At 66.8% G+C, this 11,003-nt stretch carries 10 protein-coding genes and 1 pseudogene; 1 reads left to right on the top strand and 10 read right to left on the bottom strand.

The features are described 5' to 3' along the window. Positions 1-16: 16 nt before the first annotated feature. A complete protein-coding gene (locus G6N28_RS18175) occupies positions 17-1,015 on the bottom strand; it encodes a type IV toxin-antitoxin system AbiEi family antitoxin domain-containing protein (protein WP_235674621.1) in 999 nt (332 codons plus the stop codon). A gap of 168 nt (positions 1,016-1,183) precedes the next feature. On the opposite strand from G6N28_RS18175, the gene G6N28_RS18170 reads away from it, so the two are divergent. Further along, the gene (locus G6N28_RS18170) at positions 1,184-2,014 is read left to right on the top strand and encodes an SDR family NAD(P)-dependent oxidoreductase (RefSeq protein ID WP_163902662.1); all 831 of its coding nucleotides are present in this window, start codon (positions 1,184-1,186) and stop codon (positions 2,012-2,014) included. 73 nt (positions 2,015-2,087) lie between these two features. On the opposite strand, the gene G6N28_RS18165 is transcribed toward G6N28_RS18170, so the two are convergent. The 9 genes and pseudogenes from G6N28_RS18165 to G6N28_RS18125 all read right to left on the bottom strand — a co-directional run bounded on the left by G6N28_RS18165 (position 2,088) and on the right by G6N28_RS18125 (position 10,976). Next, positions 2,088-2,933 carry a glycine betaine ABC transporter substrate-binding protein gene (locus tag G6N28_RS18165; protein ID WP_179962110.1) on the bottom strand — a complete coding sequence of 282 codons (846 nt, stop codon included), beginning with the start codon at positions 2,931-2,933 and terminating at the stop codon, positions 2,088-2,090. Positions 2,934-2,935: 2 nt separating this feature from the next. Beyond that, positions 2,936-4,120, bottom strand: a complete 1,185-nt coding sequence (locus tag G6N28_RS18160) for an NAD(P)-dependent malic enzyme (RefSeq protein ID WP_179962109.1) — start codon at positions 4,118-4,120, stop codon at positions 2,936-2,938. A 42-nt stretch (positions 4,121-4,162) separates the two neighbouring features. Further along, positions 4,163-5,152: a malate dehydrogenase gene (locus tag G6N28_RS18155; RefSeq protein ID WP_163902660.1), complete on the bottom strand. Its 990-nt coding sequence runs from the start codon at positions 5,150-5,152 to the stop codon at positions 4,163-4,165. Between the two features lie 91 nt (positions 5,153-5,243). After that, on the bottom strand, positions 5,244-5,849 hold the full coding sequence (locus G6N28_RS18150) for a suppressor of fused domain protein (protein WP_163902657.1): 606 nt from the start codon (positions 5,847-5,849) through the stop codon (positions 5,244-5,246). Beyond that, positions 5,846-7,039, bottom strand: a complete 1,194-nt coding sequence (locus tag G6N28_RS18145; protein ID WP_163902655.1) for an ABC transporter ATP-binding protein — start codon at positions 7,037-7,039, stop codon at positions 5,846-5,848. The genes G6N28_RS18150 and G6N28_RS18145 overlap by 4 nt, the downstream gene beginning before the upstream one ends. 4 nt (positions 7,040-7,043) lie before the next feature. Beyond that, entirely contained in the window at positions 7,044-7,868 is an 825-nt protein-coding gene (locus G6N28_RS18140; RefSeq protein ID WP_179962213.1) for a carbohydrate ABC transporter permease, read from the bottom strand. Positions 7,869-7,881: 13 nt separating this feature from the next. Continuing rightward, positions 7,882-8,818, bottom strand: a pseudogene (locus tag G6N28_RS18135) (carbohydrate ABC transporter permease). Then, entirely contained in the window at positions 8,815-10,212 is a 1,398-nt protein-coding gene (locus G6N28_RS18130) for an ABC transporter substrate-binding protein (protein ID WP_163902651.1), read from the bottom strand. The pseudogene G6N28_RS18135 and the gene G6N28_RS18130 overlap by 4 nt, the downstream one beginning before the upstream one ends. Before the next feature lie 236 nt (positions 10,213-10,448). Beyond that, the gene (locus G6N28_RS18125) at positions 10,449-10,976 is read right to left on the bottom strand and encodes a general stress protein (RefSeq protein ID WP_163902649.1); all 528 of its coding nucleotides are present in this window, start codon (positions 10,974-10,976) and stop codon (positions 10,449-10,451) included. Positions 10,977-11,003: the final 27 nt, after the last annotated feature.

Here is an 11,003-nt window from a genome sequence, read left to right as displayed (position 1 = left end):
CATCTGGTGCGTGGGATCAACCCGTTAGCGCATACGCGGGATCGCACGTGGGGCAGAGTCTCATCCGACCGGTCCAGCCCCGGCGGCGGAGTAGGTCGCCGAGCAGGACAGCGGTGCGGCATGCATCGCCAAAGACAAGCCCATAGGTCACCCGCGTGGTGACCAGGTCTGACCGGCTCAACTCCGCGAGATCACGCAGGGCATCGCGATCGCGGTCTCGCGGCGCATCGTGAAACGCGCGGCCGTCGAGTTCGACCACAACCCTTTGCCCCCGGTAATGCACATCCTGATAGGTGAGCCGACCAGTCGCGGTACTCCGAGCTTGACGCTCGCCCCTGGGCAGCCCGTGCGCACGCTCGACCCGATGAAGGTAGCCGCGCTCCAGCACCGAACATGCGCCGTCACGAAGATCGGCGAGCATTGCCTCCAACGTGCGCCGACCGCACACACGCTGGCGGGTCGCCAGTACCCGCAGTATTTGCTGCGGCGTGGTGCGCCGGCTGGCACACAACCGAGCCAGTACGGCGAACGCAGCCGCCATGTCGTTGTTGTGAAGTTCGCCGCCGACCACGTCAATCAGCGCGTGCTCCAGCCGGATTGTCGGCGGGCTGCGGTCAAGTTCGGCGCGTCGCTCGAACTCGGGCGTCCTGTGCAGCACGATGCGGGGCAGCGGCCGCAGATTGCGCCCCGCGGCCACGGCGACATGGACCACCGTCGGCGACGGATCGGGCAGGGCCGAGGCATGAGCCAACGCGGCCGGCCAGAAGGCCAGCACCGCGGCCCATTGTCGCTGCGCCAGGGTGAGTCCGCCGCTGTGGCTGACGTAGACGCCACGATGGACATCGGTCAAATCGCGACGGCGCAGCATCCTGGCGATGTCGGAATCGGTCCCGCCGGCGTCCAGAACTTGGCGACGCGAAATGATTCCGTCCTGCGCCGACATCAGGCGATCGACATGTCCGAGGCGCCAACGCGTCACACCGGTAAGCGTGACCGGGAAGAAGCCGACGGCCAACCTGCCGCGACCCGACGCTGTGGATAACTGCTTAACGGGTTGCTCGCGTGCACCTGGTGGGTGGTATCAACCCGGTAGTTGATCGCGCCCCGCACAGGGGGTCCAGTATCCGCTACCGCGAGTACCGACTAACCTCGACCGCAGCAATCGATACGAGGGAGTGCGGTTATGGAGGGCTTCGCCGGAAAGATCGCGGTGGTGACCGGCGCCGGATCAGGCATCGGGCAGGCGCTGGCGGTCGAACTGGCCCGGTCGGGCGCCAAGCTCGCGATCAGCGACGTCGACACCGACGGTTTGGCAGCCACCGAGCAGCGAATCAAGGCGATCGGCGCGCCGGTGAAGGCCGACCGCCTGGACGTCACCGAACGCGAGGCCTTCGAGTTGTACGCCGACTCGGTGGTGGCGCACTTCGGCACGGTCAACCAGATCTACAACAACGCCGGGATCGCCTACGTCGGCGATGTCGAGGTGACGCCGTACAAGGACCTCGAGCGCGTCATGGATGTCGACTTCTGGGGTGTGGTCAACGGCACCAAGGCGTTTCTGCCCCATCTGATCGCCTCCGGCGACGGGCATATCGTCAACGTCTCCAGCCTGTTCGGCATCTTCTCGGTGCCGGGACAGGCCGCGTACAACTCCGCGAAGTTCGCCGTGCGCGGATTCACCGAGGCGCTGCGCCAGGAGATGATCGCCAACGGACATCCCGTGAAGGTGACCACCGTGCATCCCGGCGGCATCAAGACCGCGATCATGCGCAACTCGACCGCCGCGGAAGGCGTCGACAAGGAAGGCCTGACGCAGACTTTCGACAAGAAGCTGACGATCACGACCCCCGAGAAGGCGGCGCGCGAAATCCTCGCCGCCGTGCGCAAGAACAAGCCGCGCGTCCTGGTGGGCCCGGACGCCAAGGTGCTCGACGCGATCGTGCGGCTCACCGGCGCGGGCTATCAGCGGCTCTTCAACACCGTGGTGACGCGGCTGATCCCCAACGCCCACTGACCGCGAGCGTGCGTGAACTCGCGCATTTTGGCGGCGTGTCGCCCGCAGACACGCACGCTCGCCGTAAAGGGGGTCAGTCGCCGAGGGGGTGTTCGGCCAGGAACGCGTCGGCGACGTGGGTCGGATCTTGTCCGTCGGCGACGTCGGCGCGCATCTGCGCCAGCGTCGCGGTGTCCAGCACGCCGGCGACCTCGTTGAGCGCGAGCACCTGTCGTTCGTTTAGCTCGTTGCGGCGATACAGCGGCACCACGTTCTCCGCGCGGATCAGCGACGTCTTGTCCGACAACGTCAACAACTCCGGCGGGATCCCGGTCGCCGCCGTCGTCGTCCACGCCGCGTCGATCTCGCCCGCCAGCACCGCTGCGAACATCGTTGCGCTGTCGGGAAATTCACGTGACCGGCCCAGCTCGCACACGCCCAGCGCTTCCGGCCCGGGTTCGTCGGCGACGTGACCGGTCCGCAGCTCCTCGCAGTTGTGCACCGCCGCCGTGACGTCACGGCCACCCCATTTTTCGGCTGTCTCCTCGGTGACCAGGAGCGCGGGTTTGTCCTCGGCCGAGGTCGTGTAGTCACCGGCGGCGAGGCCTTCGGGCAAGGCGGACAGCAGGTCCCGGTACACCTGTGCCGCCGACCGCGCCGTCGCGTCGGGCATGAACCGGTGCAGCAGCCGTCCGGTGAAACCCGGGACGACGCGGACCTCGCCGGAATCCAGCTTGGCCAGCGGGTCGGCGTCGAGTTTCACGTGCGCCGGGCTGCCGTAGTACCTCAGCGCCGCCGCGTACAGGTGCGCGATCGCCGTCGTGTCGGGATCCGGTGTGGAGCCGACGGCGATGGACGGGGGACCCGCGTCGTCGCCGCATCCGGCGGTGGCCGCGACGAGCAGCGCGACGAGCGCCGACGCCAGCCACCGGATGGCCATCGTCAGGTGCCGGCGGCCGCGGCAACCGCTTGTGCCACAGCGGGACCGACGCGCGGGTCCAGCACGCTCGGCACGATGCAGTCGGGCGACAGGTCGTCGGCGACCACCGAGAAGATCGCGTCGGCGGCCGCCACCTTCATCTCTTCGGTGATGCGCCGCGCGCCGGCGTCCAGCGCCCCACGGAAGACTCCGGGGAATGCCAGCACGTTGTTGATCTGGTTCGGGTAGTCGCTGCGCCCGGTGGCCACCACGGCGGCGTGCTTCCTCGCGTCCTCGGGGTGGATCTCCGGGTCGGGATTGGACAGCGCGAACACGATGGAGTCCGAGGCCATGGTCTCCACCAGTTCGGGTGGCACCACGCCGGCGGACAGCCCGAGGAACACGTCGGCACCGTTCAGCGCCTCGGCTATCCCGCCGGTCAGCCCGCGGGGGTTGGTCTGCTCGGCCATCTCGGTCTTGTAGGCGTTGAGGTTCTGCCGGTCCTTGTGCACGATGCCCTGCGAGTCCAGCACCGTGATATCGCTGATCCCCTTGGCCAGCAGGATCTTTGCGCACGCCACACCCGCCGCGCCCGCACCGGAGACGACGACGCGCAGCGAGGCCGGGTCGCGCCCGACGACGGCCGCCGCGCCGATCAGCGCCGCCAGCACCACGATCGCGGTGCCGTGCTGATCGTCGTGCATGACCGGGCAGTCCAGCGCCTCGACGAGCCGGCGCTCGATCTCAAAGCAGCGGGGTGCGGAGATGTCCTCGAGGTTGACCGCGCCGAACGTCGGGCGCAGCCGGATGAGCGTCTCCACGATCTCGTCGGGATCCTTGGTGTCCAGCACGATCGGGATCGAGTCGAGATCGGCGAACGCCTTGAACAGCGCGCACTTGCCCTCCATCACCGGCAGCGACGCCGCCGGGCCCACATCGCCGATGCCGAGCACCGCGCTGCCGTCGCTGACCACAGCCACCAGCCGGTTGGCCCACGTGTAGCGGGCGGCCAGCGTCTGATCCGCCGCGATCGCCCGGCTGACCTGGGCCACCCCGGGGGTGTAGGCGATCGACAACGCGCGCTGCGTGTCCAGCGGCGCCTTCAGCGCTACGCCGAGCTTGCCGCCGACGTGGGCGGCAAAAATCTCGTCGTCATGAAGGACGATGTTCGATTCCGTCACTGAATGCTCTTCCACCGCGTGCGACACGGGGTCGAGGGTAGCGACGAACCGGTAGGTAACCTAATCGCCTCAGATGAGGCCGAGTTCGGTGACCGCCTTTCGTTCATCAGCGAGTTCACCCGTCGTCTTGTCGATGCGGGCGCGGGAGAAGTCGTTGATCTCCAGCCCCTGCACGATCGTCCAGTTGCCGTTCTCGGTAGTCACCGGGAACGACGAGATCAGCCCTTCGGGCACGCCGTAGCTGCCGTCGGAGATCACCGCCATCGACACCCAGTCGTCCTTCGGCGTGCCCAGCAGCCAGTCGTGTGCGGCGTCGATGGTCGCCGACGCCGCCGACGCGGCCGAGGAGGCACCGCGGGCTTCGATGATCGCGGCGCCACGCTTGGCGACCGTGGGAATGAAATCGTTCTCGATCCAGTCCTGGTCGTTGACCACCTCGGCGGCGTTTCTGCCCGCCACCTCGGCGTTGAACAGGTCGGGATACTGGGTGGCCGAGTGGTTGCCCCAGATCGTCATCTTCTTGATGTCGGTCACCTTGGCGCCGGTCTTGCGGGCCAGTTGGCTGATCGCCCGGTTGTGGTCGAGGCGGGTCAGCGCGGAGAACCGTTCGCGCGGGATGTCGGGGGCGTTGGACATCGCGATCAACGCGTTGGTGTTGGCCGGGTTACCGGTCACCCCGATGCGGATGTCGTCGGCGGCCACCTCGTTGAGGGCCTTGCCCTGGGCGGTGAAGATGGCGCCGTTGGCCTCGAGCAGATCGCTGCGCTCCATACCCGGGCCGCGCGGCCGGGCGCCGACGAGCAGGGCGAGGTTGGCTCCGTCGAAGATCTTGTTGGCGTCGGCGCCGATCTCGACACCGGCCAGCAGCGGGAACGCGCAGTCGTCGAGCTCCATCACCACACCCTCGAGCGCCTTGAGCGCGGGCTCGATCTCGAGCAGGCGCAGCTCGACCGGGCGCTCCGGCCCCAACAGCGAACCGCTGGCGATGCGGAACAGCAGGCTGTAGCCGATCTGGCCGGCCGCACCGGTGACGGCGACCTTGAGGGGTGTTGTGCTCACGTCAGATGCTCCTTGGATCCAGATGGTTTCCGCACGAACCTAGCGCACCGCCGTCAGCCTGCTCGTATCGGTGCCGACGACGCCTCGCCGCTCAGGTTGGACGGGCGGCTCGCCGCCCCGGGTCCAGCACGTCGACCCCATCCTGCTGCCACGCCTCACGCATCGCATCGGCACCCTTGAGCCGCACCCAGGCCGCCTCCGTCGCGGTGATCGGCGTCGCCGACAACACCGTCACCGGCGGCAGCGGCGGCGTCAACGCGACGTCGTCGATGTCGCTGGTGTCCAGCAGGAACGCGGTGAACGGCGCGCCGTCCCACAGCGGGGTCTCGAGATCGATGAGCGCGTCGGGTTCCAGGACCAACCCTTCCACCGCCGGTGCGGCCGCGACGATCGCGATGGAGCGCACCAGACCGGGCGGCGACGCTCCGCGCAGCGCGACGCAGATCTCGGCACGTGGACCGTGCAGCGGGTCGGTGACCATCTCCGTCGGCTCGAACATCGGATGCCGCGAACAGCCAAGGGAGACATAGTGAACGACGTCCTCCAGACCTGGCCGACTGTCCGGCCCGAAACGCAGCACGTCGATCTTCTCGGTGCCCAGAAACGTGACGCTGGCCTCGTCGGGTTCGGCGGCGATGCCGGCCCCGGCGAAGTGTTCGCGGACGTGTCCGCGCACCCGCTCGAGGACGTCGATCACTCGGCCGGCGCGGCGCCGGAGTCGTCGTCGGGAAGGGTGAGGTTCTTACCCGACTCCGGATCGAAGATCACCAGCTTCGACGTGTCGACCGCCAATTGGATGGTGTCGCCCTGCTTGGCGGTGGACTCGGCGGAAACCCGTGCGACGAACTCGTTTTCACCGGCGCCGGACTCCGCCGCCAACTCCGCGAGCAGCGCCGACTGGGCACCGGCGCCCTCGGCCTTGAAGTGCACGTATTTGTCGGCGCCCAGCGACTCCACCAGGTCGACTTTCACGTCGAACGTCAGCGCGCTGATCCGCGCGTACACGTCGAGCACCGCGGCGTCCTCGAGGTGCTCCGGCCGGATGCCCACGATGACGTTGGTCGGCGCCTGCCGCCGGATCAGCAGATCGTGAACCTCCGGGGGCAGCGTCACTTCGCCGAACGGCAGCCGCAGGCCCACGTCGGTGATGGTGGCCGGCAGGAAGTTCATCGCCGGGGAACCGATGAAGCCCGCGACGAAAAGGTTGGCCGGGTACCTGTAGAGCTCATCAGGGGTGCCGACCTGCTGGGCCACGCCGGCCAGCATCACCACCACGCGATCGCCCAACGTCATCGCCTCGGTCTGGTCGTGGGTGACGTAGACCGTCGTGGTGCCCAGCCGGTCCTGCAGACGCGCGATCTCCGAGCGCATCTGCACGCGCAGTTTGGCGTCCAGGTTCGACAGCGGCTCGTCCATCAGAAATGCCTTGGGATTGCGCACGATCGCCCGGCCCATGGCCACCCGCTGCCGCTGCCCGCCGGACAGCTGCGCGGGTTTGCGGTCCAGCAATTCGGTCAGGTCGAGGATCTTGGCGGCTTCGTCGACCTTGCGCGCGATCTCATCCTTCTTCATCTTCGCCAAGGTCAGCGGGAAGGCGATGTTCTGCCGCACGGTCATGTGCGGATACAGCGCGTAGGACTGGAAAACCATTGCGATGTCGCGGTCCTTGGGCGCTTTCTCGTTGACCCGTTCGCCGTCGATGCGCAACTCCCCGGAGGTGATGTCCTCCAGCCCGGCGATCATGTTCAGCGTCGTGGACTTTCCGCAACCGGACGGCCCGACCAGGATGATGAACTCGCCGTCGGCGATGGTCAGCGACAAGTCTTTAACGGCCGTTGCGCCGTTGGGGTAACTCTTGGTCACCCGGTCCAACACGATTTCGGCCATCGAACTACCCCTTCACCGCACCGGACGTCAGGCCCGCGACGATCCGTCGTTGGAAGATGAGAACAAAGATAATGATCGGGATGGTGATGACCATCGCCCCCGCCGCGATCGACCCGGTCGGCTCCTCGAATTGCGAACTGCCGGTGAAGTTCGCGATCGCGACCGGCGCGGTGATCGCGCGCTCTGTCGCGGTCAGCGACAAGGCCAGCAGCAGGTCGTTCCACGCGAAGATGAACACCAGGATCGCCGCGGTGACGATGCCGGGCGCGGCCAACGGTGCGATCACCCTGGTGAACGCCTGCCACGGGGTGGCGCCGTCCATCTTGGCGGCCTTCTCCAGATCCCATGGGATCTCCCGGAAGAACGCCGACAGCGTGTAGATCGCCAGCGGCAACGCGAACGTGATGTAGGGAATGATCAGGCCGGGCCAGGTGTCGAACAGACCGATGTTGCGCCAGATGTTGAAAAGTGGTGTCACCAGTGAGATCTGGGGAAACATCGCGATCAACAGCGCGACACCGATGAGCAGCCGCTTACCGGGGAAGTCCAGTCGGGCCACCGCGTAGGCCGCCATGCCGCCGATGACCACCGCGATCAACGTGGTGATCAGCCCGATGCCGATGGAATTGACCAGCGCCGAGGTGAACACGTCGCCCTGGAAGATGCCCTTGTAGTTGTCGAACGTGATCCCGTCGGGAATCAACTTGCCGTCCTTGACGGTTGACGTCGGCTTCAACGACAGGCTCAGGATCCACAGCACCGGAAGCAGTGCATAGACGATCACCGCGACGTTGACGACCGTCCAGCCCGTCACCCGCCGGGCATCCATCCGCTCAGCCATCTCAGCGTCGCTCCTCGTCGGATCCGGGCGCGGACGCACCGAAGATCTTGATGTAGATGAACGCGATGATCGCCACCGACAGGAAGATCAGCACCGAGATCGCCGACCCCAGGCCGAGATTGAACGCCTTGAACAGGTTGTCGTAACCCAGGATCGAGACGGAACCGGTGTCGTTGGCGCCGCCGGTCAGAATGTAGATGTTGTCGAAGATGCGAAACGCGTCCAGGGTGCGGAACAGCAGCGCCACCAGGATCGCGGGTTTTGATCAGCGGGATGATCACCTTGACCAGACGCTTCCAGGCGCCGGCACCGTCCACCTGCGCGGCGTTCAGTAGGTCCTGGGGCACCAGCGCCAGACCCGCCAGCAGTAGCAGCGCCATGAACGGCGTCGTCTTCCACACCTCGGCCAGCACCACGATGGCCAGTGACGGAATCTGTTGTGTCAGCGGCGCACTGCCCTCCGGTAGCAGGTTGGCCAGATAGCCGGTGCCCGGCGTCCACGCGTAGTACCAGCTGTACGACGCGGCAACGGTGACGATGCCGTAGGGCACCAGGATCGCGGTGCGCACCACGCCCTTACCGAAGATCGTCCGGTGCATCACCAGTGCCAGCGCCATGCCGAGGACGAACTCGATCGCCACCGACACCACCGTGATCGCCAGCGTGACCGCGAACGCCGTCCACCAATAGCGGTCGGTCAGCACGGTGACGTAGTTCTCCAGCCCCACGAACGCGGTGTCGTCGGGGGTGGCGAGGTTGTAGCGCAACAGGCTCAACCACACCGAGTAGCCGATCGGGTAGGCAGTGACCGCCAGCATCAGCAACACCGCGGGCGAGATCAACCAGAACGCCAGCCGCCGCTCCGATTTGCGGTCGTCGGTGCCGGCGGGGGCCTTCGACGTCGAAGCCGTCGAAGCCGCCGGGGCCGTCGCGGTCATGGAATCAGCCCCTTGCCGTCGATGGCCTTCTGCACCTGCTCGGTCAGCTCATCGGCCGTGCGCTCGGGGTCGATCGCGGTGATCGGCGCCAGCGTGACCGAGATCCGCGTCGACACCGCCTGATAGACCGGCGTGGCCGGCCTAACCGCGGCGTTGGTGAGCTGGTCGCGAATGATCTCGTACTGCGGGTACTTGGCCTGGAACGTCGGATCGTCGTAGAGCGAGGCGCGCACCGCGGGCAGCCCGCCCTCCACCGAGGTGTAGCGCTGGTTTTCGATGTTGCGCAGGCAGCGGATCGCCTCGAATGCCTCCTTGCGGTGCTGGGTCGTCTTGGCGACCGCAAGGTTCAGCCCGCCGAGCGTCACCTTGGCCGGCTGGCCGGGAAAGACACCGGGATAGTGCGCGAAGCCGAACACGTCCTTGCTGGCTTGATAGGCGGCCTCGAACTGTTCGTCGGTCGGCGAGAAGGTCCCGACGTCGCTGATGCTGCCCTGAAGTTCGGGCCGCTCGTTGAGCGGCAGGAAGGTCACGCCGCCCTTGACGGCGTTCTCCAACAGCGACGGCAGCACGTAGGGCCAGTTCACCTCCAGCGCGGCTTTGCCCTGCTCCAACGCCAACCGTGCGGTGGTCTCATCGGTCTGGGTGATCGACGGATCGGCACCGGGCGCGGTAGCTACGTCTTTCATGATCTGCAGCGCCTTGACGGTGGCGGCGCGATGCTCGGGAGTGTCGGTCAACGTGACGGTCTCGCCGTCCTCGGAAAGCACCTGACCGCCAGCGCTTTCCAGCAACGTGTTGAACCACACCACCAAACCCTCGTACTGCTTGCCCTGCACGGCGATCCAGCTCGGCTTGCCCGCGGCGTGCAGCCGTGTCGCCTCGGCCACCATGGCGTCCCAGGTGGTCGGCGGCTCATCCATCAAATCCGCTCGGTACCAAAGCAATTGGGTGTTCGTAGTGATCGGTGCCGCATAGAGCCGGCCCTGCCACCTGGCCGTCTCCAAGGGCCCGGGCAACGTGTTGGAGGCGGCGTCGGCCTCGGCCAGCCCTGACGGATCATCGGAAAGCGGTAGCGCCCAACCGGCCTCGGCGAACTCGGCCGTCCACACCACGTCAAGCGCCATCACGTCGAGTGACTTGTCGTTACCGGTCAGCCGCCGGGCCAGTTGCAGCCGCTGGTCGTCGGCGCCCTTGGGCAAGCTGACCTGCCGCACGGTGAACCGGCCGTCGAACTGTTTGTTGCACCGGTTGGCCACCGCCGTGAACGTCTGCGCCTCGTTAGCCGGGGTGTAGTAGTTGATGACGATTCCGTCGCTGTCCGAACCACACGCCGCCACGGTGGACGCCGTCGTCAACGCGGCCACTACCGCAGCACCTAGCCGCCGTGCGTGCACCACCCGCCTCCAGTCCGCGTCGATGTCGCCGCCCGAGCGGCGCCACTCTTCAACGTCGCCGCTGGGCGGCTCCGGCGGGAATCTCCCGCGCGCAAACCGTATGGCGAGTTACGCGTGATTTGCAACACCATGGGTGCGCGCGTCGCACACCGTTACGCAATCGCGAACGTGCGCAAACTCGCGGAATCAGACGGCGTGTCGCCCGCAGACACGCACGCTCGCGCTTGAGGGGGAGGCTAGATGGTCAAGCGCGCCAGCAGATCCCGGCCGCGTTCGGCACTTTGCGGATCACACAGCACGTCATAGCGTCCCGCGACCAGCTGCATCGTCGAGCTGAAATCTCTTGTGCCGCGCGCCATCGCATACGGGATCGCCGAGGTGATCAGCCCGAAGAACACGCCCGCGATCAGACCGGTGGCCAGTGCACTCCACGGGTTCGGGCTGAAAAAGCCCAGAATCAAGCCGATGAACAACCCCAGCCACGCGCCGGTCAGGACACCGCCGCCGAGCACCTTCGGCCATGTCAGCCTGCCGGTGACGCGTTCCACCTGCATCAGGTCGACACCCACGATCGTCACCTGCTGCACCGGGAACTGTTGATCCGACAGGTAGTCGACGGCTCGTTGGGCCTCCGCGTACGTGGGATACGACCCGATCGGCCACCCCTTCGGCGGCGTCGGCAGGGACGGAGGAGCACCGCGTCTCACATTCGGCGTTCCCGGCGCCGCGCTAGGGTTCGGTCCAGGTTGAAACGGGCTGGTCATCGGTCCTCGATCTCCTTAATCAACCGC

Source organism: Mycolicibacterium pulveris, from assembly GCF_010725725.1.
Taxonomy (GTDB): Bacteria; Actinomycetota; Actinomycetes; order Mycobacteriales; family Mycobacteriaceae; genus Mycobacterium; species Mycobacterium pulveris.
Note: the sequence above shows the minus strand (reverse complement) of the source record. Positions and strands in the feature narration are given on the sequence as shown.